Source organism: Ferrovum sp. JA12 (assembly GCF_001431705.1).
Taxonomy (GTDB): Bacteria; Pseudomonadota; Gammaproteobacteria; order Burkholderiales; family Ferrovaceae; genus PN-J185.
Genome location: NZ_LJWX01000001.1, coordinates 394,659 through 418,771 on the forward strand (window position 1 = coordinate 394,659; position 24,113 = coordinate 418,771).

Below are 24,113 nucleotides of genomic sequence, written 5' to 3' on the forward strand. Positions count from 1 at the left end.
ACTCACCCACCACCTTTGTTAGCGAATACTTTTACGCAGTTTTTGAATAGCCGCTAATTGTGCCATAGCGCTCGCAAGTTCTGCGGAGGCTTTTGCATAGTCCATGGTGGCCGATTGTTGAGCCAATACCTCTTCTGCTAATTTTTTGGCTTCTAGGGCTTTGGCTTCATCCAAGTCATGACCACGAATAGCGGTATCAGCTAATACGGTAACCAGGTCCGGCTGCACTTCTAAAATACCCCCTGACACGAAAACCAGCTCTTCTTCTTCGCGTCCTGGTACTCGAACTCTGACTGAACCAGGGCGAATACGGGTGATGAGTGGGGTGTGTTTTGGATAAATACCAAGCTCCCCCATCTCTCCAGGAAGCACTACAAACTCAGCTTCTCCCGAGAAAATGAGTTCCTCGGCACTGACCACATCCACGTGGATTAATTGGGTCATGCTGTACTCCCTTATTGCATAGTTTTAGCTTTTTCAACAGCCTCTTCAATGGTCCCTACCATGTAAAATGCCTGTTCTGGTAGAGCATCATAGTCTCCGTTAACAATTCCCTTAAAGCCTTTAATGGTTTCTGCAAGGGAAACATATTTACCTGGTGAGCCAGTAAATACTTCAGCAACATGAAAAGGCTGTGACAAGAAGCGTTGAATTTTACGGGCACGGGCTACCACGAGCTTGTCCTCAGGAGACAACTCATCCATACCAAGAATAGCAATAATGTCTCGCAGCTCTTTATAGCGCTGCAAAGTGGCCTGAACAGCTCGTGCTGTGCTGTAATGCTCGTCGCCAACCACCAAGGGATCTAACTGACGTGAGGTGGAATCCAAGGGATCCACCGCAGGATAAATACCTAAAGAGGCAATATCACGGGACAACACAACCGTCGAGTCTAAGTGCAAGAAAGTGGTGGCGGGTGAAGGATCTGTTAAGTCATCAGCTGGAACATATACTGCTTGCACTGATGTAATGGAGCCCACCTTGGTTGAAGTAATACGCTCCTGTAAGCGGCCCATCTCTTCAGCTAAGGTGGGTTGATAACCTACCGCAGAGGGCATACGTCCCAATAGGGCGGAGACTTCGGTACCCGCCAAGGTATAACGATAAATATTATCCACAAAGAACAACACATCACGTCCCTCGTCACGGAAATACTCAGCCATAGTTAAACCCGTTAAGGCCACACGCAAACGGTTACCAGGGGGTTCATTCATCTGACCGTAAACCAATGCCACCTTATCCAATACGTTAGAGTCTTTCATTTCATGGTAAAAGTCGTTACCTTCACGGGTTCGTTCACCGACCCCAGCAAATACGGAGTAACCACCGTGCTCTTTGGCGATGTTATTAATTAACTCCATCATATTGACGGTTTTACCTACCCCAGCACCACCAAATAAACCAACTTTTCCGCCTTTAGCAAAAGGGCAGATTAAATCGATAACTTTGATACCCGTCTCTAACAGTTCTTGACTGGGTGAGAGCTCGTCGTAGGCAGGAGCCTTACGATGTATTGAAGAGGTTTTTTCTGTATTGACAGGACCCGCTTCATCAATAGGGCGGCCCAATACATCCATAATGCGACCAAGTGTTTGCGGACCAACAGGGACTAAAATCGGAGCACCTGTGTTTTTAACAATCATCCCTCTTCGCAAGCCATCAGAGGACCCTAGCGCAATAGTACGTACAATACCATCACCTAATTGTTGCTGAACTTCTAAGGTCAGCTCACTGCCATCCATAATTAAAGCATCATAAACAGCTGGTATTTGATCATGTGCAAACTCTACGTCAATCACTGCACCGATACACTGGACGATTTTTCCTTGGTTCATGTGTGTGTCCTAATCGTTAAATATTAATCAGAATGTTAAACCGCTGCTGCCCCACCCACAATCTCAGATAACTCTTTAGTAATCGCAGCTTGCCTTGATTTGTTATAAATCAATTGCAATTCTCCAATCACGTTACCTGCATTGTCAGATGCAGCTTTCATGGCTACCATGCGGGCGCTTTGTTCAGAAGCAATATTCTCTGTTACTGCTTGATAAACCAACGCTTCCACATAACGCACCATTAATTCATCTATCACCGCTTTGGGATCGGGTTCATAAATATAATCCCAAGCATTATTGGTCTTTTGCTTCTCATGTTCCTCTAGTTGACCCTTTGCTAAAGGTAGTAATGGCTCTATAGTAGGCTCTTGTTTCATGGTGTTAACGAAGCGGTTGTAGGCAATAAACACAGCATCAATGTCGCCATTGGCGTATCTGTCTAACATTACCTTAACCGGTCCAATTAACTTTTCTAAATGGGGCGTATCACCCAACTGAGTGACCTGTGCTATTATTTTGCCACCCATTCTTTGTATAAAACCTAAACCCTTGTTGCCAATAGTCACAAGTTCAACTTTTACACCCTGCTTATCCCACTGACTCATGGCGTGCGTTAACTGCCTTAGTACGTTAGTGTTTAAGCCACCACATAACCCCTTGTCAGAGGTCACTAAAATAAAACCTACCGACTTAACGCTTTCACGGTGGACTAAATATGAGTGTTGATACTCAGGATGTGCATTTGCTAAGTGTGCGGTTACTTGGCGGATTTTTTCACCATAAGGGCGCGTTGCTCTCATGCGTTCCTGAGCTTTACGCATTTTACTGGCGGCTACCATTTCCATGGCTTTCGTGATCTTGCGCGTATTTTGTACGCTCTTAATCTTTACCCTAATTTCTTTAGAACCTGCCATTTCAACTCCAATAGAGTAACTTAATCATTCTCAGCTACTAACCCTACGATGGTTAATACACACCGTTCATCTTAAAGTCTTGTATGGCCGCTTGAAGTTCTTTTTCAGCTTCCTTGTCCAAGTCTTTGCTACTTTCAATTTTGTTCATTAGTGGCGCAAACTTATCTTTTAAATAAGCCTTCAAGCCAGACTCAAAAGCTAGCGCACGTTTCACTTCGACATCATCGTAAAAGCCACTGTTAACGGCATATAAAGTCACCGCCATTTCAGAAACAGACAATGTTGAATATTGAACTTGCTTCATAAGTTCAGTCACCATGCGACCACGTTCAAGTTGCTTACGTGTCGTATCATCTAAATCTGAGGCAAACTGAGCAAAGGCTGCAAGCTCACGATATTGGGCTAAGGAAAGACGTATACCACCACCTAACTTTTTAATTACTTTAGTTTGTGCTGCTCCTCCAACCCGCGATACGGAAATACCTGCATTAATTGCTGGACGAATCCCAGCATTAAATAAATCGCTTTCTAAGAAGATTTGACCATCCGTGATAGAGATCACATTGGTGGGCACAAAGGCTGTCACGTCACCGGCTTGTGTTTCAATAATAGGCAAGGCCGTTAAAGAACCTGTTTTACCTTTCACTTCACCGTTGGTAAATTTTTCTACATACTCCTCACTAACTCGCGCAGCTCTCTCTAGTAAACGTGAGTGTAAGTAAAATACATCGCCTGGGTAAGCCTCACGACCTGGTGGTCGACGTAGTAACAATGATATTTGACGATAAGCCCAAGCTTGCTTAGTTAAGTCGTCATAAATAATCAGTGCATCTTGCCCGCGATCACGGAAATATTCACCCATCGCACAACCGGCATAAGGAGCAATAAACTGTAAAGCAGCTGATTCTGCGGCGGTAGCAGTCACCACAATGGTATAATCCATGGCACCATGCTCTTCCAGTTTCCTAACTACGTTTACCACGGACGATGCTTTTTGCCCAATAGCCACATAGATACAAATCATATCTTGGCCCTTTTGATTGATAATCGTATCAATCGCTACGGCAGTTTTTCCTGTTTGTCGGTCACCAATAATTAATTCACGCTGTCCACGACCAACTGGAACCATGGAATCGATAGACTTTAAGCCTGTTTGAACAGGCTGAGTTACTGATTTTCTCCAAATCACACCTGGCGCAATTTTTTCAACTGGTGAGCTGTTTTTTGCGTTGACTGGCCCCTTCCCATCAATGGGGTTACCGAGGGCATCCACCACACGGCCAATTAACTCTGGGCCCACGGGCACTTCTAGAATTCTGCCAGTACAGGTAACTTCGTCACCTTCACTCACATGCTCGTATTCACCTAAAATGACGGCACCCACCGAGTCACGTTCAAGGTTAAGAGCCAAACCAAAGGTGTTCTTTGGAAATTCAAGCATTTCACCCTGCATCACGTTAGCCAGCCCGTGGATTCTGACAATACCGTCAGTTACGGATATGACTGTACCTTTTGTTTTTGCTTCAGCTGATACAGGCAAATCTTTTATTTTTGCTTTGATAAGTTCACTAATTTCAGACGGGTTTAACTGCATACTATTCTCCTAACCTATGAGGGATTAACTCATCGACTTAATGTTTTAAAGCGGCGGTCATTTGTTCAAGCTTGGCTTTTACTGATCCATCAATAACGATGTCACCGATAATTATTTTTATACCACCCATGAGTTCAGGTTTAACCAACACCTCTGCCTGAACCTTACGACCAAATTTCTTTTGTAAATCTTGCTGCAAAGCAGTCTTTTCACTATCGCTCATTGCGAAAGCACTCTCAACAACAGCGTCTAAAACACCCTCTTGACCGTGACGCAACTGCTCAAATTGACTGTACACGGCAGGAACAATAGCCAAGCGATGACTTTCAACCAATGCGTCTACCAGACGGCTAATCTCCGCATTAATCTCAGGCAACAAAGAAACTATCAATTGCTTTAGAGCTTTTTGTTCCAGACGCGGATCACCTATCACGTTAGCGAAGGAGTCCTCTTTAACAATCAACGCAAGCCTTGCCAAAGCCTCTGACCACCTATCATATTGACCTTGTTCACGGGCAATCTGAAAAATCGCTTGAGCGTAGGGCCTTGCTATAGTTGACAACTCAGCCATATACCTTCCTTATAACTCTGCTCTAATCGATGACAACAACTCAGCATGTACCGCGGGGTTAATTTCACGTCTTAGAATTTTTTCTGCCCCGGCCATGGCGAGATCCGCCACTTGCGCGCGTAGCTCTTCTTTAGCCTTGTTCATTTCCTGCGCCACCTCAGCTTTAGCCTGAACCAGCACTCTTTCAGCCTCAGCTCTTGCCTCATTTTTTGCCTCTTCAATAATCTCATTACGTCGTTTTTCAGACAGTGAAATAATTTCAGCGGCTTTTTCTTTAGCTTCTTTTAAGGCTTCCTGAGACTTGGTTTCAGCAGTAGCCAAATCTGACTTTGCGCGTTCTGCAGCAGCCAGACCATCAGCTATTTTTTTTGCCCGTTCATCAAGCGCCACAGTAATAGGCGGCCAAATAAACTTCATTGTTACCCAGATCAAAATAGCAAAAGTAATTGCTTGACCCAGCAGCGTGGCATTAATATTCATGCCTTTAACTCCGTTTATCTATTAACGAATTAACCTTTAAGCATCGGTACGAATGGATTGGCGAAAAGTAAAAATAAACCAATCCCCACACCAATCATTGTTACCGCATCAAGCAAACCGGCTACGATAAACATCTTAACTTGCAGGGTAGGAATCATTTCTGGTTGGCGTGCAGCACCTTCTAGGAAACGACCACCTAAAATACCGAAACCAATAGCGGTTCCCAAAGCGCCACAACCAATTAAAATGGCTACGGCAATAGCAGTGCTACCCAGTAATGATGCGAGATGTTCCATAATTTCTCCTTAAAAAACGAACTAATTAAAAAAATTATCCCTTACCTGACTAATGGCTTTCGTTGGCCATACTCAAATAAATGATTGTTAAAATCATAAAAATAAACGCTTGCAATGTAATAATCAAAATATGAAATATGGCCCAGGGTGCACCAAGCAGCCATTGCAAATAAGCTGGGCATAGCGCAATCAAAATAAATACCATTTCGCCTGCATACATATTGCCGAACAACCGTAAGGCGAGGGAAATGGGTTTTGCAAAATCTTCAATTAACCTAAAAATTAGATTAAATGGCGCTAATTTGGCACCGAAGGGAGCTGTCAGAGCTTCTTTTAAAAAGCCACCAAGACCTTTCGCCCTAAAATTGTATACATAAATGAGAACAAATACCGTTAGTGACATTGCAAAGGTAAGATTAGGATCCGCCGTAGGAACTGCACGCCAATGGCCAACGCCGGCCTCCCCCATCAGGTGCGGAATCAAATCGACCGGAAGCAAGTCTACGGCGTTCATGACAAACACCCAAACAAATATGGTTAACGCAAGAGGAGCCACCATACCTGGGTCGCCATGAAATACGTCCTTAACCTGGCTTTGCACCATTTCAAAAATAACTTCTACCGCAGACTGCAACCTACCAGGAATACCGGAGGTGGCTTTGCGCGCAACCCATGCGAAGAGACCTAAAACTAAAAACCCTAAGAGGCTTGATGTAATGAGAGTATCCAGATTGAGCGTCCAGAAACCCTGACCAACTTGTAAATTAGTTAAATGGTGATGAATATATTCACTACTTGTTAAGCCTGCACCGTCGCTCATAATTATCTATTCTTCTAAGCCTGTAACAAAGCTAACCAATAGACGGTTAGCACCACTAAAAAAGTTGTAAAAAACCCCAGTAATTGCAAATTGCTGTCGTACTTAAAGACTAACGCAAACAATACTGTTGTCACAAAAAACTTAATTCTCTCCCCCGCATATTGCGCGGCCAACCAATCCTGCGGCTTACTACCCTTCACCAAAGCACTCCTAAGAGCGTAAGCAATTCCTGGCACAAACACGATGGAACCACCTAACATTGATGAGTAAGCGTTGCTTTTCCCCTTTAACCCCAAAAAAACTAATGAAGTTAACAGGGTTAGTAAAGCCTGCAACAAGATTATTCGGATAATTTTTTTATGTATCACAAATAAAGTAGCAAATCGAAATGATTATAAACGTTTCAGAGTATTACGGTCAATGAAATACTTTTACTGAGCTGAAATATTAAAGAATGTCAAAATTCCTTCTAACTGTTCTAAACTCTCATAACGTATCATCAAGGAGCCCGCTCCTTTTTTCGCTCCGCTTTTAAAGGACACCACAGCACCCAAGGTGTCCGAGAGTTGGTTTTGTAAACGAGTTACATCAGGATCATTATAGTTGTTATTTTTTGGACTAGCACCACTTAACTCTCGGCGTACCCTGTTCTCCATTTCTCTTACAGTCCATTGCAACTCCACTGCCTGTTGAGCAAAATAGCGTTGTTTTAGGGCTGGTAAACTTAATAAAGCCCTAGCGTGCCCCATTTCCAGGTGTCCCTCATTAATTAAGGCCTGTACAAAATCATCCAAATCCATTAATCGTAACAAATTACTTACCGCACTTCTTGATCGCCCAATAGCTTGCGCTACTTCTTCATGGGTTAATTTAAACTCTTTAATTAAACGCCCTAAACCCTTAGCCTCTTCAATGGGGTTTAAGTCCTCCCGTTGAATGTTTTCAATTAACGCCACAGCCAGCGTTGCTTTATCGGCAATATTCTTAATTATAACAGGCACATCTCTAACACCAGCTCGTTGCGCTGCACGCCAACGTCTCTCCCCCGCTATGATTTCGTATTGTCCTAGCTTTTCTAGTGGACGCACTAGTATAGGCTGTAAAATACCCTGCTCTTGAATGGAACGAGCCAAGGCATTTAAAGCTTCCTCACTCATTGCGGTTCTTGGTTGATATCGCCCTGGCGTTAAGACACTTATTGGTAAAGTTGATAACTTTTCTTGACCATCGGAGACTCCTATATCGCCACCTAATAAAGCGTCTAAACCACGACCTAAACCTTTACCTTTAACCATTTACCACCTCTTTATTGATGATTCATCGAAGTTAATCGACTTAAAATCTCGTTAGTTAGCGCTAGATATGCCTTAGCGCCCTTCGACGAGCGATCATAATCAATAGCGGTTAAGCCATGACTGGGGGCCTCAGCTAAGCGAACATTTCTTGGAATGGCTGTTGTATAAACCTTCCCACCAAAATGTTTGTGTAGTTGCTCGGAAACTTGCTGTGCTAATGCATTCCTTGGATCAAGCAGTGTTCTTACAATGCCCTCTATCTCTAAATCTGGGTTTAAATGACCCCGAACTCGTCGAACGGTTTGGACTAAATCCGACAGTCCCTCCAACGCATAATATTCACATTGCATGGGAATAATCACTTTGGTGGCCGCCGTTAAGCCATTAATGGTCAATAAATTTAGTGTTGGTGGGCAATCTATCAAAACCATATCATATTGGTCGCGACAAATATTTAAGGCATCTTTTAACCTAAACTCTCTTCTTTCCCCAGCCACCAGCTCAACCTCCGCACCCGCTAAATTTCGGTTTGCAGGAAGAACGTCGTAACCCGCCGCTGAGCGGGAAAATACCTGTCCGTGAGCAAGCTCAGGGTCTAGCAGCACATCATAAATACTGTGTTTTAAATTGCTTTTATCAAGACCACTACCCGTGGTTGCGTTGCCTTGTGGGTCTAAATCCACCAGCAGTACCCTTTGCCCTAACTTAACTAAAGCAGCGCAGACATTTACAGCAGTGGTGGTTTTACCAACGCCACCCTTTTGATTAGTAATGGCTAAAACATGCATGGGCAATCACCTATTTTTGATTATTAAAGCATGACGTTGAGCATTTAACCCTGGAACAGTCAAAGAATGTACAGAAATAAGATAATTTTTTTGCAATTTTTCCATTTCTTCATAAGGAACAACACCTTTCATGGCAACCCATACGCCATCCTCAGTCAGCAAATGCTGTGTTCTCGTTACAAAATCGTTCAAATCTGAAAAGGCGCGAGAAATAATACAAGGGAACTCTTTAACGCGCCAATCCTCCACTCGCTCATTGACGACGGTAAAGGCTTCTAAGGACAACTCTAGTTTGGCTTGCCTTAAAAAAGCACATTTTTTTTGATTGGATTCCACTGCAGAAATATGCCAAGACGGATTAATGATTTGTAATGGAATAGCAGGTAACCCTGCTCCCGTACCCACATCCAAAAGAGCGGTGATCTGCAGATCGTTAAGCAACTCATTAACCGACAAGGAATCCAATAAATGCAATAAAATCATTTTGTTACGATCCCTAACGGCAGTTAGATTAATAGTACGATTCCATTTTTCCAACAAATCTAGATAACCGACAAATTGAGCTATCGCCGTTGCCGACACAGTTAAATTGAGCGCCAATAAACCTTCTTCTATTGTTTGATCCATTGCTTTACCCTATTACTTGGCTTGTAAGTTGATACTGTTTTAAGTACACCATCAGTAAGGTAATAGCGGCTGGAGTCACACCACTTATGCGACTTGCCTGACCCACGGTTTCAGGCCGGTGTAAAATCAACTTCTGCTCCACCTCTCGCGATAAACCTTTTATAATTTTATAGTCAAATTGTTCTGGGATCTTTACGCCCTCAAACTGTTTTAACCTGTCCACTTCATTGAGTTGCCGAGCTATATATCCTTGATACTTAACCCCTATTTCCACTTGCCTTGTAATTTCTGGGGACAACTCCACCTCTCCCTTAACCTCCTCCAGCTGCTGTAGATCCTGATAAGTCACACCGGGTCTTTTAAGAAGATCAACAGCGCTATAGTCGCGCTCTAGCGGCTGACCAAACAAACTTAAGGAAAGATCCTTATCAACATTTTTGACATGCACCCAAGTAGACTCCAAGCGTTCCGTTTCTTTTAAAACAGCTTCTTTCTTGGCATTATAAGAGGACCATCTTTGGTCATCGATCAAACCTAAGGCATACCCGGTTTCTGTCAAACGCAAATCAGCATTATCCTCCCTTAATTGGAGACGATACTCTGCACGACTTGTAAACATGCGATACGGCTCAGTCACCCCCTGGGTGACCAAGTCATCCACCATCACCCCCAAATAAGCCTCTTCACGTCCTGGCACCCAGGCGGGCAAAGAGCGACTATGGCGTGCCGCGTTAATTCCTGCAAGCAATCCTTGAGCCGCAGCTTCCTCATAACCCGTGGTTCCATTTATTTGCCCAGCAAAAAACAACCCCTGAATATGTTTAGATTCAAGACTGTGTTTAAGAGCCCTTGGATCGTAGTAATCATATTCAATAGCGTAACCGGGTCGTAATAAGTGCGCATGTTCAAGACCCGGTATAGAACGGACCAATTGCCATTGAATATCAAAGGGTAAACTCGTTGAAATACCATTGGGATATATTTCGTGAGTACTTAACCCCTCAGGCTCAAGAAAAATTTGATGTTGATTTTTATCAGAGAAACGATGGATCTTATCCTCTATAGAAGGACAATAGCGCGGGCCTACCCCCTCAATTACCCCCGTAAACAACGGGGAACGGTCAAGACCTGAACGAATAATCTCATGGGTCTTTTCAGTAGTATGCGTAATCCAACAAGGAATCTGCTGGGGGTGATCGCTGGCTTTCCCCATAAAAGAGAATACCGGAACCGGATCATCACCCCGCTGAGAGATCAATTTCTCGTAATCAACAGTTTTTCCATCAATACGCGGAGGAGTTCCTGTTTTCAACCGACCCACTGGCAACCCCAACTCACGCAAACGATGGGCCAAACTTACCGCCGGAGGATCACCCGCTCGCCCCCCTTGGTTTTGCTGTAAGCCCACATGCATTAAACCAGCCAAAAAGGTTCCTGCTGTCAAGACCACTGATTCCGCATAAAAACGAATACCTATTTGCGTTACCACCCCCGACACACGACCCCCTTCAACCAAAATATCATCTACTCCTTGCTGAAACAGTAAAAGATTTTTTTGGTTTTCTAAACGGAAGCGTATAGCTTTTCTGTATAGCACACGATCCGCCTGGGCACGTGTCGCTTGAACTGCCGGACCTTTACGCGCATTTAAAATCCTAAAATGAATACCCGCCTGATCGGCCGCTAAGGCCATAGCCCCACCCAAAGCATCGATTTCCTTCACCAAATGGCCTTTACCTATACCACCAATGGAAGGGTTACAAGACATTTGGCCTAAAGTATCCAAGTTATGGGTCAATAGGAGAGTCTTAGAGCCAGAACGAGCCGCAGCGAGAGCGGCCTCCGTTCCTGCGTGGCCACCACCTATAACAATCACATCAAAACGGTCCGGGTAATTCATATTTAATGGCAAAACAAGGCTTATTGAGGGAGAGTTATCATACTGCAACGAGAAGGAAAAATATAGTTATGTTTCACGTGGAACATTATGGGCCAGTATCCAGTCACCCGTAAAATGTTTCACGTGAAACATTATTTACCAATACAAAATTTAGAAAAAACCTCACCCAGCAAATCATCCGCCGTAAACTCACCCGTTACAGAATTTAAGGCTTGCTGCGTCAAACGGAGTTCTTCCGCCACGAATTCGATTTCGCTTACCTGTTGTGAGAGGCGCAAATGATGTAAACATGTTTTTAATTCGGCCACATGTCTTTCCCGCGCAAGAAAAGGGGGGGCCGTACTAACCTTAACACCGCTCACTTCAATGAGTTTATTTTTTAGCTCATCTAAACCAAACATGGTTTTAGCAGAAACCTTGATCCACTGATCACTTAACCCGGCATCAGCCAGTAAATCAATTTTATTCGCTACTTTTATAATCGGCAGAGAGGCGCTTAATCGATCTATTAACTGCTGATCTGTTAAGGTAATTCCCTTCTCAACATCAATCACCAGTAATACCATATCTGCTTTATCAATAGCTTGCCACGTTTTCTCAATACCAACTAGCTCAATTCTATCGGTGGTTTCTCTTAAACCAGCGGTATCAATAATATGAAAAGGTATTCCCTGAACCACAATTTGATGCTTAATTGCATCTCTCGTGGTGCCCGGAATCTCCGTTACAATAGCTAAGTCATCTTGACTTAAGGCGTTCAAAATACTGGATTTACCTGCGTTGGGTGCGCCTATCAATACTACTTGACGTCCTTGATTAAATACCAAAGAATCTGAGGCGTCCTTTAATAAACTAAAAAGTTGTTCTTCGATACACTGAGGAGATAAATGGGGGGGAATCGTCGCGAGAAAATCGTAACCTTCCTCTGAAAAATCAATGCTCCCCTCAATAAACATTCTTAACTCAATAAGTGACTCACGAAGAACACTCACCTTTTTTGAAAAAACTCCACTTAAGGATCGCAGGGCTCCCTTAGCACAGGCCTGGCTATCGGCATGAATTAAATCGATGACTGCCTCAGCTTGGGTTAAATCTAGCTTACCGTTAAAAAAAGCTCTTTGGGTAAACTCCCCCGGCATTGCAAGACGGGCTCCAAAGCTTTGGCAAGCGCTTATTAACGAGGACAATACCATCATGCTACCGTGGCCTTGTAGCTCTAACACATCCTCCCCGGTATAAGAATAGGGAGCAGGAAACCACAAAGCCAAGCCTTGATCAATGATGTCCCCCGTTGTGTCATGAAACCAACTGAGCTCAGCGAATCTAGGGGTGAGCACGTTTTTTTTTAAAATGCCACTTACAAATGGTGTTAAATCAAAGCCAGAGAGACGCACCACCCCAACGCCTGAAGGACCTGGAGCGGTGGCTATAGCAACAATAACATCATTTTTTATTGCCATCTCCCATCATTTTTGTAATCTGCCATTGTTGTGCAATAGATAAAATATTATTGACAACCCAATACAAAACAAGCCCTGCGGGAAAGAAGAAAAACATAAAACTAAACATTAACGGCATAAACATCATTACCTTAGCCTGAACAGGATCCGGCGGTTTTGGGCTCATGCGCTGCTGAATAAACATAGAAGCCGTCATAATCAAAGGCAGAATATAAAAAGGGTCCTTAGCAGATAAGTCATGTATCCAGCCTATAAAAGGGGCGTTACGTAATTCCGCAGTTTCTAATAATACCCAATAAAGAGAAATAAATACTGGGATTTGTACCACCATAGGCAAGCACCCCCCTAAAGGGTTAATCTTCTCTGTTCGGTATAATTCCATCATGGCTTGGTTTAAGCGCGCCTTATCTTCCCCAAATTGTTCTTTTAAGCGAGTCATTTTTGGTTGTAAGGTTCTCATTTTGGCCATGGACTTATAACTTGCCGCCGAAAGAGGGAAAAATATCAGCTTAATTAACACAGTCAGCAGAATAATTGCGACGCCCCAATTATTAACCCAAGAATGAATTAGATTAAGTACATAAAATATTGGAGTAGCGATAATAGTCAAACGCCCAAAGTCAATGGTTAACTGCAATCCTGGCGCTAAAGCTTTTAACTTTTCTCCCTCCTGTGGGCCCGCATAAAGCGGTACCTCCACAGAGGAAGACCCCCCGGGTGAAACATCTTTCACTGGAATAATCAAACCAGCAGTGTATAAATCATCACCTACTTTTCTGGCATAAAATTCTCGTTGTGTTCCCGGTGCCGGTAACCACGCAGAAACAAAGTAATGCTGGACCATCGCGACCCAACCGTTATTGGCTTGCCCAGGTAAATCGTGAGCTCCTTTATCAATATCCTTAAAGCTTATTTTTTCAAACTTTGTTGCGTCAGTATAGAAGGCTGGTCCAGTGTAAGTGCTTACAAACCTAGGGTCTCCAGGTGGAGCTTTAGATCCCCTTAAGAACTGAAAGTAACTATCTACTTTAATAGGTTGTTTTTCTAAATTATGTACCGTTGTGTTTAAGGTAATTAAGTATGAGCCGCGCGTAAAAGTATAGGTTTTAATGAGTTCTACCTGATTAGGAACGGTAGCTGTAAAAGATACGGTAACAGTGTTTTGATTAGGCATCAGCGAAGCGCTCATCACACTGGGCACATATAGTGTTGTGTGATTTGGCATATCCTTGCCAATTAACCCCGTTTGGACCACATAGGGAATATTACCAACGTCATTAAACAGCTCTAAAGGCTTGCCGGCATCCTCTCCAGTGGTCAGTTGCTTTAATAATTTTAAGCGTTTCAAATCTCCGCCTAAAGTATCAAACTCTGCTTGAAATAAATCAGTAACCACTCTAACACGGTCGCCTTGCTTAGAGATATCAGCAGCGGTACCATTAATTAAGCTTTCAGCCTTAGACTTACCCGTGTGCTCCGAGCTCATCACAGATGGTACTTGATTATTAGCTAAGGTTTTAGATTGTGACGCAATGACAGAGGATTTAGGTGAATGCTCTTGCTGCCAAGCGTTCCACAACATAAAACTTGAAAAAATAAAAATTAATAATGGAATCATTCGTTGCATTGGCATGGATCGTCTCTCAAGGAACAGGGTCGTATCCGCCTCTATGCCACGGGTGACACTTGCAAATACGTTTAATTGATAAAAAACCGCCTTTGATCATACCATGACGACCGAGAGCCTCATAGGTAAAATGAGAGCAACTGGGCTCAAAGCGACAAGATCTTCCCAATAAAGGACTTAAGCCCCATTGGTAAAGACGTATTAGAATTTGGAAAAATCGCGACATGATTGAATAGCTTGTATTAAGTATTCAAATTCTGAAACTACATCTTTGTAGTTATTAGTATTAAAAGGAGTTTGATGCATTAACACCACATCTAACCCTTTTAACTCTGTTGCATGCTGTCTAAATAGATGGCGAATAACACGCTTCATATAGTTCCTAGATACCGCTTTAGGACAAATCTTTTTAGCCACCGTTTGACCAAAACGAGCATGATCAAGCCCGTTTGGGTGGGCAAACAGTTTAAAAAGCTTGGTTTTTTTTCCACATCGGCGTGTTAAAACAGTATTAAAATCACAGCCTACGAAGAGTATTTCGTTGGCCATGATATTTAATACAATCCTTAAACAGCTAAACGTGCACGTCCACGTGAGCGACGTGCATTAATCACTGCACGGCCACCCTTTGTTTTCATGCGAACACGAAATCCGTGTGTGCGTTTACGTTTGGTAACTGATGGTTGGTAAGTACGCTTCATGACAAGACTCACAAAACTAATTAGTGAACCCGCAATTTAACCGTAAATTTAGACCTAAGTCAAGATAAATGTATCCACAAGTTAAAAATATATCAGTGGATAACTTTTTTTAAGCCATGTAAAATAAGAAATTACTATTTATTGTTTTATCAATAAATAATAAATAATAACTAATATAATCAATAAGATAATGTCATTCTGGAATCACATAAAAAATCAGTTTCGTCAGGAAATCCCGGAGCAGCAATTTGCTACTTGGATAGAACCACTATTGGTTAATGAAGATAATGGTCAACTCACTATTATCGCCAATAATCGCTTTGTTTTACAATGGATTAAAGATCGTTTTTTTGTAAAAATCGAAGAATTAGCAAAAAAAGAAGGGTTTACTGAGGTTATTCTCGTTACTCAACGCATAAATGCTAAACCCACTATTAACAGCGTTACTCATAACCAAAATATTCCCTTAACGGAGCCTCAACAAACACCTTACCCTAGTAAATTAAACCCACAATTTACCTTAGACAACTTTATTGCAGGTAAAGCAAACCAGTTAGCCCGTGCAGCAGCAATTCAGGTGGCAGAAAACCCAGGGCAAGCCTATAACCCTTTGTTTATTTATGGTGGTGTAGGGTTAGGTAAAACCCACTTAATTCAAGCAATTGGGAACGAAGTGGTGCGTCGTAATCCCAAAGCACGGGTAAAGTACGTTCACGCAGAAAAATATGTCTCAGATGTAGTACGAACCTATCAACATAAATCTTTTGATTCATTCAAAAAAGAATATCACTCCTTGGATGTGCTCATGGTGGATGATATTCAGTTTTTTGGTGGCAAAACCAGAACGCAAGAAGAATTCTTTTTTGCATTTAATGCCTTGGTTGAATCACACAAACAGGTAATTATTGCTTGCGACAGTTTCCCAAGGGAAATTATGGGTATGGAAGAGCGCTTAATATCGCGCTTTGGTTGGGGTTTAACAGTAGCTGTAGAAGCCCCTGAGTTGGAAATGCGTGTTGCTATTTTGATTAATAAGGCTAAGCAACAACATATTGATTTAAATGAGGATGTGGCATTTTTTATTGCTAAACATATACGCTCTCATGTCAGAGAGTTAGAAGGAGCTTTAAAACGTGTACAGGCTTACTCAGGTTTTAAAAATGAACCTATAACTTTGCTTTCAGCTAAAGAGTCATTAAAAGATCTACTTGCTCTAAAGCATAGACAGATATCAGTGGAAAACATCCAAAAAACCGTGGCGGACTACTATAAAATCAAAGTGGCTGATATGTTTTCAAAGAAAAGGACTCGTTCCTTAGCAAGACCAAGACAAATGGCTATGGCACTTGCAAAAGATATCACATCATTAAGTTTGCCTGATATCGGTGATGCCTTTGGTGGAAGAGATCACACTACAGTTTTGCATGCTTGCCGTAAAATGCAAGAATTATGTATCAGTGACCAAACCATTTTGCGTGATTACCAAGCATTACAACAAATTTTAAGCAGTTAATAAAATAGAGGATAAGTAATGTATAAGAAGTGAATAGATTGTGTATAAAACAACGTTTTTTGTTTTTTTAAAACTTATCCACAAAATATCATCATGAAATAATTAAGTTATCCCAAATAATTTAAATAACGTAAAATAATGTTTTAACAGTGTTTTTAGAAGTTATCCACTGAATATTGAAACTCCTATTAATTACTAATTAAGGTATATTAATGATTATAATTAGAAGTCAACGTGACAGAATATTAGAACCTTTGCAAGCCGTAATTGGCATTGTTGAAAGAAGGCATACACTGCCCATTTTATCCAATGTACTGATTGAAACCTCTGGGACCAATTTGTACATGACGGCCACCGACCTCGAGGTGCAAGTAAAAACCAAATCCCTTCTTACGGAACAGGCGACTGAACAATCTTCATTGACCCTCTCAGCCAGGAAACTATTTGATATTTTAAAAAGCTTTCCGGTGGACTCTGTGGTGACCATTGAGTCAAAAGATAATCGCTTAGCTGTTCGTTCCGGCAAGGGACGTTTTAGCTTACAAACCTTACCAGGAAATGATTTCCCCCAAGTGAGTGTTAGTAAAGAAACGGGTAAAGTTATTACACTATCGCAAAAAGTATTAAAGAGTTTGTTAGAGAAAGTACAATTTGCTATGGCTTTACAGGACGTACGTTATTACTTAAATGGCACATTGATTTCAGTTGATCAAAACAATTTAACAGTAGTGGCGACTGACGGACATCGATTAAGCTATGCCACAGAAAAGATTTCTGAACATCATGAAAAGATTGAACTTATTCTGCCCAGAAAAACCGTTTCAGAATTAATTAAATTATTGTCATCAACAGATGATTTGGTGAAGATGACCCTAAGAGAAAATCAAGTGGTTTTTGAATTTTCAGATATTGAGCTCGTCTCAAAAGTCATTGATGGCAAATTTCCCGATTATACCCGCGTCATTCCTGTGAATTATGCAAAACATATTGCACTTAATAGACAAGGTTTATTGCAAGCATTACAAAGAGCTTCCATACTCTCTAACGAGAAAATTCGTGGAGTCAGGCTATTGCTATCAAAAAATTGTTTAGCTATAGTTTGCAGCAATAATGAACAAGAAGAAGCACAAGAAGAAATTGATATTGATTATCAACAGGAAGCTTTAGATATCGGCTTTAATATTTCTTATTTACTTGATGTTCTTAATCACTTAACACACGAGAGTGTGACTTGCTCTTTTGGTGATGCCAATAGCAGTATGTTAATCACCGATCCCCACCAGGGCGAACAATTTAAGTATGTAGTGATGCCCATGAGAATCTAAATAGTCAAGATTGAAAATTTAAGAAAACATCATGTAAAAATTTAAGGTTAATCATAGTGGAAGATAATAAAGCAGTAGTAGAAACATACACTTCAGAAAATATTAAGGTATTAAGAGGACTAGAAGCTGTTCGAAAAAGACCGGGTATGTATATCGGTGATACCCATGATGGCACAGGGTTGCATCATATGGTTTTTGAGGTGGTTGATAACGCTATTGATGAGGCCTTAGCAGGGCATTGTAACGAAATTAATGTTGCCATACATTTAGATAACTCAATTAGCGTCACTGATAATGGTCGTGGTATTCCAACAGACATCCATCCTGAAGAGGGACGATCTGCAGCTGAAGTAATTATGACGGTGTTGCATGCGGGGGGTAAGTTTGACGGGAATAGCTATAAAATTTCTGGTGGCTTACATGGTGTTGGTGTATCGGTTGTGAACGCATTATCGTCTTGGTTAAAGCTTACCATTAGACGAGATGGGAAAATCCATCAAATGAAGTTTAAGGACGGAGACGCAGTGGCTCCGTTGGTTGTCGTGGGTGATACCACAGATAAAGGTACAGAAGTACATTTCATGCCTAATGTAGAGACCTTTGGTCTTATTGAGTTTCATTATGACATTCTGGCAAAACGACTAAGAGAGTTATCCTTCCTCAATAATGGCGTAAAAATTGTTTTAACTGACCATAGAACCGCGACAGTTGAAAACTTTTCCTTTTCAGGTGGGGTAAAAGGTTTTGTGGATTATTTAAATAGAAACAAAACAGTTTTACATCCATCGGTATTCCAGGCTGAGGGGGAAAGAGAAGGGATAAGTGTGGACGTTGCAATGCAATGGAACGATTCTTATCAAGAGTCGGTGCTATGTTTTACAAATAATATTCCACAACGGGATGGGGGTACCCATTTAACGGCCTTAAGAGCGGCAATGACACGTACCTTAAATCAGTATATTGAAGACAATGAACTTGCCAAAAAAGCCAAAATAGAAACTACTGGCGATGATATGCGTGAAGGTTTAATGTGCGTGCTCTCTGTAAAGGTTCCTGATCCTAAATTCTCTTCACAAACAAAAGAAAAGTTAGTTTCCTCTGAGGTGCGTCCTGTTGTAGAGGAAGTCATTGGTCAAAAACTATCAGAATTCTTGCTTGAAAACCCTGTTGAAGCAAAAATAATAGTGAATAAAATTATTGATGCAGCAAGAGCGAGGGAAGCTGCTAGAAAAGCCCGAGAAATGACAAGGCGTAAAGGGGCGTTGGATGGTTTGGGGTTACCCGGGAAATTAGCAGATTGCCAAGAAAAAGATCCTGCTATGTGTGAGCTGTACCTGGTTGAGGGAGACTCAGCAGGAGGCTCTGCAAAACAAGGACGTGATAGAAAGTTTCAAGCTATTTTACCGCTTAAGGGGAAAATCTTAAATGTTGAGAGAGCTCGATTCGATAAACTTATATCATCACAAGAAATTGTCACCTTAATTACCGCTCTTGGTACAGGTATTGGAAAGGATGAGTACACTCCTGAAAAATTACGTTATCACAGAATTATCATCATGACTGATGCCGATGTTGACGGCTCCCATATCCGAACTCTTTTATTGACTTTTTTTTATCGTCAAATGCCAGAGCTTGTTGAGCGTGGACATATTTATATAGCTCAGCCACCCTTATACAAAGTAAAACATGGTAAATCAGAACAATATTTAAAAGATGACCTAGAACTAAACCAATATTTATTAGTTCAAGCATTAGATTCCGCAGCGATTGAGCATCCGCAAGGGACCTTATCGGGGTCAACACTGGAGGCCGTAGCAAAAGAGTATTTATTAGCTCAGGCTATTATCACACGATTAGCAAGGGTGATTGACACAGAGGTATTGGAGAGCTTGATGGTACACCCCATGATTGACTTCACGACTGAAGAAGCCACGCAGGAAGCGGCTCAACTTTTATCAAAGGCTCTCCCTTCTAAGGGAATCGAAGTCATGGCCAATTTTGATGATAGACATAACAAATGGCGTTTGATGTTAACTCGTTTGTCCCATGGAAATTATCATATCAGTTATTTGGAGCAAGACTTCCTAAACAGTGGTGATTATATTCAGCTAAGAAAAGCGGGTAATTTACTTGTTACTATGAATAACTTAGAGTCAAAAGTGATGCGTGGGGAAAAATCAGCGCAAGTATATTCTTTCAAGGAAGCCCTTGAATGGTTACTCTCTGATGTAAGACGAAATTTATCAATACAGCGCTATAAAGGTTTGGGTGAAATGAATCCGGAGCAATTGTGGGAAACCACCATGGATCCAAAGGTTAGACGACTGTTTAGAGTACAAATTGAAGATGCGATTAAGGCTGATGAAGTCTTTACAACTTTAATGGGTGACGAAGTGGAGCCTCGCCGTCAATTCATCGAATCTAACGCACTTGGCGTCACTAACCTTGACATCTAATTTAAACACCCATGGGGAGGCTATTTTTTCTATAGTTATCCCTACTTGGAACAGTTTAACTCTTTTACAAACCTGTTTAGAGTCAATACAACAAAACACAGTTGTCCCACATGAGGTTATTATCCATATTAACGAGGGTATCGATGGGACGCTTGATTGGTTACTATCGCAACAGTATAAATATACCCACTCTGAGAAAAATATTGGTATCTGTCGTGCTTTAAATCTAGCGGTAAAAAAATCTATAGCGCCATATATTGTTTATTTAAACGATGATATGGTGGTCTGTCCACAATGGGATAGTGCACTACTCGACGTGATACAACAGTTAAATACTAATTCTTTTATGCTCTCTGGTACCATGATTGAACCTAGAGAAACGGGAAATAAATGTGTCATTGTTAGTGATTATGGTGCTTCTCCTGAAACACTTAATAAAACTCAACTTCTTTCTGAATACTTACAAAAAGATAAAACCAACTGGTATGGCGCCACTTGGCCGCCGTGCGTTGTGCATCGACAATGGTGGGATAAGGTGGGGGGCTATAGTGAGGAGTTTTCTCCTGGCATGAGTAGTGACAACGATTTTTCAATGAAAATGTGGCAAGCAGGCTGCCGTATTTTTCTTGGAGTAGGTGCAAGTAGGGTTTATCACTTTATGTCAAAATCCACAGGAAAAATTGAGAAAAATAATGGCCGCCAACAATTTTTAAAGAAATGGGGAATTACACAAACTACCTTTGATCGCCACTACCTCAGAAGAGGCCAAATAAGTGGCCTATGGCAACTCCCTGAGCCACAAAAGAATTTATTATATTTCTTTGATTATTTGAGAAGTAAAGTTAAGTTATTCTTTATCTGAAGAAGTGGCTTTAGACTTCTTGGCGGTGGTGGGTTTGTTACCGGTTTTTTTTGTAGTACTTTTTTTGCTAGCACTTTTTTTGGTAGCACCTTTGGTGACCTTTTTAATAGTCTTGGTACTGATTTTCTTCTTGCTGGCTGGTTTACCAGCTTTTTCAGCTAATAGCGCAAGCGCTTCTTCAAGGGTAATATTTTCAGGATCAGTGCCTGAGGGTAGCGTGGCATTTGTTTTTCCATGTTTAACATAGGGACCGTAACGGCCACTGTATACCCCAATGGCTTGATTATCCTGTGGATGATTACCAAGGCTTTTGATAGCACCGCGTCCCTGAGATTTGGGTTGCGCTAAAATCTCTAGTGCTCGTTCAAGCGTAATACTAAAAATATCATCGGTTTTTGGGATTGAACGAAAGCCACCATCATGTTGAATATAAGGACCAAAGCGGCCAATATTAACAGTTACTTTTTTATTCGACTCAGGATGAGAGCCTAATTCACGAGGTAAATCAATGAGTTGTATACCTTGGTCAATAGAAAAGTTTTCCAGAGAAGCGGGTTTAGGGATAGAAACACGTTTGGGTTTTTTGTTATCTTCCGAAACCTCTCCCAACTGAACATAAGGTCCGTAGGGTCCGTTCATCAAATAAATTGCTAGCTGTTTAGTAGGGTGTTCACCTAACAGAACAGGTTCTGCAAGAGTTGCTCCATTATCAACATTACGTGTGTAGTTACACTCGGGATAAGCACTGCAGCCCACGAATTTACCGCGTTTACCCAAACGTACCATTAACGGTTCGCCACATTGCGGGCATGCTTCGTTTAAAGCTTCTTGAGTCACTTCAGCTCGAGAAACCTGACTTTTGTCTTCAATCTGTTTTGAAAAATCACGCCAAAACTCTTCCATTACAGGAACCCATTCTAGTTTTCCCTCTGAAATCAAATCCAGTTGGTCTTCAAGTTTGGCAGTGAAATCGTAATCCACATAGCGTGTAAAGTGCTCTGTTAAAAATTTATTAACCACTTCACCCACATCAGTTGGAGTGAAGCGTTTTTTATCCAGTAACACATAATCACGATTAATTAACGTACTGATAATGCTGGCATAGGTAGAAGGTCTACCAATACCAAATTCTTCTAGCGCTTTTACTAAACTCGCCTCCGTGTAGCGGGGTGGGGGTTGAGTGAAATGCTGCTCACCCCAAATTCGATCAATATCTAAGATGTCTCCCTCAGATAGCACTGGTAAACGGGCTTCATCATCGTCATTGTTGAGTGACTCTTCATCCAGGTCTTCACGATATACTGCAATAAAACCCGGAAATACCAAGGTTTGACCGCTAGCTCTGAAAAGTGCTTTTCCATCATTCACAGCGATATCAACGCTCACCGTATCAAACTGAGCTTGAGTCATTTGGCTTGCGACAGTACGTTTCCAAATCATTTCATAGAGTCTAAATTGATCAGTACTTAAGTGTTCTTTAACGTTGGCGGGTGTACGGGCAATAGAGGTAGGTCTAATCGCCTCATGAGCTTCTTGAGCATTTTTAGTTTTATTAGCATAAAAGTTAGGTTTTTCAGGAAGATATTCTTGATTAAACTGGTCCGTGATATGTCCTCTAATATCTCTTAGGGCTTCTTGCGACAGATTCACAGAGTCAGTTCTCATGTAGGAAATCAATCCCACTGCTCCCCCACCAATATCAACCCCTTCATAGAGTTGTTGCGCGACTTTCATGGTGCGATCAGTAGTAAAGCCTAGTTTTCTAACGGCCTCTTGTTGCAGCGTTGAGGTGGTAAAAGGAGGAGCTGGATGTCGTTGTTTTCTTTTTTTCTCAACCCGAGTGACTCGTCCGGTTTTGCTGGTTAATTGACTAACAATTTCTAAGTGTTTAGCTTCTGAGTCAATATCAAGATTATTAATTTTTTTATTAGCAAACTGAATGAGCTTAGCACTAAAGCTTTGTTTTTCTTGATGGCTATCTAAGTGAATACTCCAATACTCTTTACTAGAAAAGGCACGAATTTCAATTTCACGCTCAACAATCAAACGCAAGGCCGGGCTTTGTACTCGACCTGCGGACAATCCACGGCGAATTTTTTTCCATAGTAAAGGAGAGAGATTAAAACCCACCAAGTAATCGAGCGCTCGCCTCGCCTGTTGTGCGTTAACAAGGGCTTCGGAAATTTCTCGCGGGTTGGCAACCGCTTGTTTTACAGCGTTTTGTGTGATTTCGTAGAAGACCACTCGTTTTAGAGGCTTTTTTTCTAATCCTTTTTTACCATGAATAATCTCTGCAAGATGCCAGGCAATAGCTTCCCCTTCACGGTCTGGGTCAGTAGCTAATAAGACGGTATCAACATTCTTTACGGCTTTTAGGATCTGTTCGAGATGCTTTTCGTTACGTTCAATTAACTGGTACTTCATGGCAAAACCTTGCTCGGTATCCACTGCTCCGGTTTTTGGTACCAAATCACGTACGTGACCATAGGAGGCCAGAATCTCAAAATCTGGACCAAGATACTTTTTTAAAGTTTTTGCTTTCGAGGGTGACTCGACAATTAGTAGTTGTGTACTCACGGATAAATGTTTTTTGTTTAGTGGAGTAAAAACTCATTTTCGTGTAGAAGCTCTTCTAATAAAAGAGTTTCAGAGGACTGACCTTGGCGCCATAAAATCATTAATGTAATTAATTTAACGCGTTCAAGATCAATTTCATTTATATCTAGCGACATGATACTACTTAATACCCACTCTCGTTGAGAAGGCGAAATAATATTATTTTGTTCTAAAAACAATAAAAACCCCCAAATGGATGCAGAGATTTTTTCTTGTTCTTGCGCATGTAAACAGCGAATTGTTGTGTTAAGTTCTTGATTTGTCTCTGCTGCCACAGATAGCTTATCCAGATGATCAAACCAGTCTAGAGTTAAATTAACTTCCTTTTCATTAAACCCTGCAGCAAATAGTCGTGTTTGTAAGGTACTATTACTAGGATAAATACCACTGTCAAAAAAATTCTCATATACAAAAATCAATATATCAACCATGT

At 41.5% G+C, this 24,113-nt stretch carries 24 protein-coding genes; 4 read left to right on the plus strand and 20 right to left on the minus strand.

Translation table 11 applies throughout. The features are described 5' to 3' along the window. Positions 1-18 precede the first annotated feature (18 nt). From FERRO_RS02165 to rpmH, 18 genes are all read right to left on the minus strand, one after another. Positions 19-444, minus strand: coding sequence for a F0F1 ATP synthase subunit epsilon (locus FERRO_RS02165; protein ID WP_056929221.1), 426 nt, complete (start codon positions 442-444; stop codon positions 19-21). A gap of 11 nt (positions 445-455) precedes the next feature. Then, the gene (gene atpD, locus FERRO_RS02170; protein ID WP_056929222.1) at positions 456-1,835 is read right to left on the minus strand and encodes a F0F1 ATP synthase subunit beta; all 1,380 of its coding nucleotides are present in this window, start codon (positions 1,833-1,835) and stop codon (positions 456-458) included. Between the two features lie 35 nt (positions 1,836-1,870). Further along, a complete protein-coding gene (gene atpG / locus FERRO_RS02175) occupies positions 1,871-2,749 on the minus strand; it encodes a F0F1 ATP synthase subunit gamma (RefSeq protein WP_056929223.1) in 879 nt (292 codons plus the stop codon). Between the two features lie 52 nt (positions 2,750-2,801). Next, the gene (atpA, locus tag FERRO_RS02180; RefSeq protein ID WP_056929224.1) at positions 2,802-4,343 is read right to left on the minus strand and encodes a F0F1 ATP synthase subunit alpha; all 1,542 of its coding nucleotides are present in this window, start codon (positions 4,341-4,343) and stop codon (positions 2,802-2,804) included. Between the two features lie 37 nt (positions 4,344-4,380). Beyond that, on the minus strand, positions 4,381-4,914 hold the full coding sequence (locus FERRO_RS02185; RefSeq protein WP_056929225.1) for a F0F1 ATP synthase subunit delta: 534 nt from the start codon (positions 4,912-4,914) through the stop codon (positions 4,381-4,383). A 9-nt stretch (positions 4,915-4,923) separates the two neighbouring features. Beyond that, positions 4,924-5,394, minus strand: a complete 471-nt coding sequence (locus FERRO_RS02190; protein WP_056929226.1) for a F0F1 ATP synthase subunit B — start codon at positions 5,392-5,394, stop codon at positions 4,924-4,926. Between the two features lie 29 nt (positions 5,395-5,423). Further along, positions 5,424-5,690 (minus strand): F0F1 ATP synthase subunit C, encoded by a 267-nt coding sequence (gene atpE / locus FERRO_RS02195; protein WP_056929227.1) that lies wholly within the window; start codon positions 5,688-5,690, stop codon positions 5,424-5,426. Positions 5,691-5,739: 49 nt separating this feature from the next. Continuing rightward, complete coding sequence (gene atpB / locus FERRO_RS02200; RefSeq protein ID WP_056929228.1) at positions 5,740-6,510, minus strand: F0F1 ATP synthase subunit A; 771 nt, start codon at positions 6,508-6,510, stop codon at positions 5,740-5,742. A 14-nt stretch (positions 6,511-6,524) separates the two neighbouring features. After that, positions 6,525-6,878: an ATP synthase subunit I gene (locus tag FERRO_RS02205; RefSeq protein WP_082601149.1), complete on the minus strand. Its 354-nt coding sequence runs from the start codon at positions 6,876-6,878 to the stop codon at positions 6,525-6,527. A 63-nt stretch (positions 6,879-6,941) separates the two neighbouring features. Next, positions 6,942-7,805 carry a ParB/RepB/Spo0J family partition protein gene (locus FERRO_RS02210; protein ID WP_056929230.1) on the minus strand — a complete coding sequence of 288 codons (864 nt, stop codon included), beginning with the start codon at positions 7,803-7,805 and terminating at the stop codon, positions 6,942-6,944. Positions 7,806-7,816: 11 nt separating this feature from the next. After that, positions 7,817-8,593 (minus strand): ParA family protein, encoded by a 777-nt coding sequence (locus FERRO_RS10225; protein WP_056929231.1) that lies wholly within the window; start codon positions 8,591-8,593, stop codon positions 7,817-7,819. 6 nt (positions 8,594-8,599) lie between these two features. Then, positions 8,600-9,220, minus strand: coding sequence for a 16S rRNA (guanine(527)-N(7))-methyltransferase RsmG (gene rsmG, locus FERRO_RS10230; protein ID WP_056929232.1), 621 nt, complete (start codon positions 9,218-9,220; stop codon positions 8,600-8,602). Between the two features lie 4 nt (positions 9,221-9,224). Then, positions 9,225-11,120 (minus strand): tRNA uridine-5-carboxymethylaminomethyl(34) synthesis enzyme MnmG, encoded by a 1,896-nt coding sequence (gene mnmG / locus FERRO_RS02225; protein ID WP_056929233.1) that lies wholly within the window; start codon positions 11,118-11,120, stop codon positions 9,225-9,227. 131 nt (positions 11,121-11,251) lie between these two features. Then, a complete protein-coding gene (gene mnmE, locus FERRO_RS02230) occupies positions 11,252-12,580 on the minus strand; it encodes a tRNA uridine-5-carboxymethylaminomethyl(34) synthesis GTPase MnmE (RefSeq protein ID WP_056929234.1) in 1,329 nt (442 codons plus the stop codon). Then, complete coding sequence (yidC, locus tag FERRO_RS02235; RefSeq protein WP_056929235.1) at positions 12,564-14,213, minus strand: membrane protein insertase YidC; 1,650 nt, start codon at positions 14,211-14,213, stop codon at positions 12,564-12,566. Before yidC ends, mnmE begins: the two co-directional genes overlap by 17 nt. A 10-nt stretch (positions 14,214-14,223) precedes the next feature. After that, positions 14,224-14,433 (minus strand): membrane protein insertion efficiency factor YidD, encoded by a 210-nt coding sequence (gene yidD / locus FERRO_RS09910; protein ID WP_082601150.1) that lies wholly within the window; start codon positions 14,431-14,433, stop codon positions 14,224-14,226. Beyond that, the gene (gene rnpA / locus FERRO_RS02240; protein ID WP_056929236.1) at positions 14,409-14,756 is read right to left on the minus strand and encodes a ribonuclease P protein component; all 348 of its coding nucleotides are present in this window, start codon (positions 14,754-14,756) and stop codon (positions 14,409-14,411) included. The genes yidD and rnpA overlap by 25 nt, the downstream gene beginning before the upstream one ends. 17 nt (positions 14,757-14,773) lie before the next feature. Further along, complete coding sequence (rpmH, locus tag FERRO_RS02245) at positions 14,774-14,908, minus strand: 50S ribosomal protein L34 (protein ID WP_056929237.1); 135 nt, start codon at positions 14,906-14,908, stop codon at positions 14,774-14,776. A 178-nt stretch (positions 14,909-15,086) separates the two neighbouring features. Here rpmH and dnaA point away from each other — a divergent pair, with 178 nt between their 5' ends. The 4 genes from dnaA to FERRO_RS02265 all read left to right on the plus strand — a co-directional run bounded on the left by dnaA (position 15,087) and on the right by FERRO_RS02265 (position 21,064). After that, positions 15,087-16,421, plus strand: a complete 1,335-nt coding sequence (dnaA, locus tag FERRO_RS02250; RefSeq protein ID WP_056929238.1) for a chromosomal replication initiator protein DnaA — start codon at positions 15,087-15,089, stop codon at positions 16,419-16,421. 212 nt (positions 16,422-16,633) lie between these two features. Then, entirely contained in the window at positions 16,634-17,746 is a 1,113-nt protein-coding gene (gene dnaN / locus FERRO_RS02255) for a DNA polymerase III subunit beta (RefSeq protein ID WP_056929239.1), read from the plus strand. 56 nt (positions 17,747-17,802) lie between these two features. Next, complete coding sequence (gene gyrB, locus FERRO_RS02260; protein WP_152975683.1) at positions 17,803-20,202, plus strand: DNA topoisomerase (ATP-hydrolyzing) subunit B; 2,400 nt, start codon at positions 17,803-17,805, stop codon at positions 20,200-20,202. Beyond that, complete coding sequence (locus FERRO_RS02265; RefSeq protein WP_204374720.1) at positions 20,192-21,064, plus strand: glycosyltransferase family 2 protein; 873 nt, start codon at positions 20,192-20,194, stop codon at positions 21,062-21,064. The genes gyrB and FERRO_RS02265 overlap by 11 nt, the downstream gene beginning before the upstream one ends. Here the strand turns inward: FERRO_RS02265 and topA are convergent. Both topA and FERRO_RS02275 read right to left on the minus strand, forming a co-directional pair. Further along, positions 21,050-23,641, minus strand: a complete 2,592-nt coding sequence (gene topA / locus FERRO_RS02270; protein WP_056929241.1) for a type I DNA topoisomerase — start codon at positions 23,639-23,641, stop codon at positions 21,050-21,052. The genes FERRO_RS02265 and topA overlap by 15 nt on opposite strands. A 17-nt stretch (positions 23,642-23,658) precedes the next feature. Beyond that, positions 23,659-24,111 (minus strand): DUF494 family protein, encoded by a 453-nt coding sequence (locus tag FERRO_RS02275; protein ID WP_056929242.1) that lies wholly within the window; start codon positions 24,109-24,111, stop codon positions 23,659-23,661. Positions 24,112-24,113 lie beyond the last annotated feature (2 nt).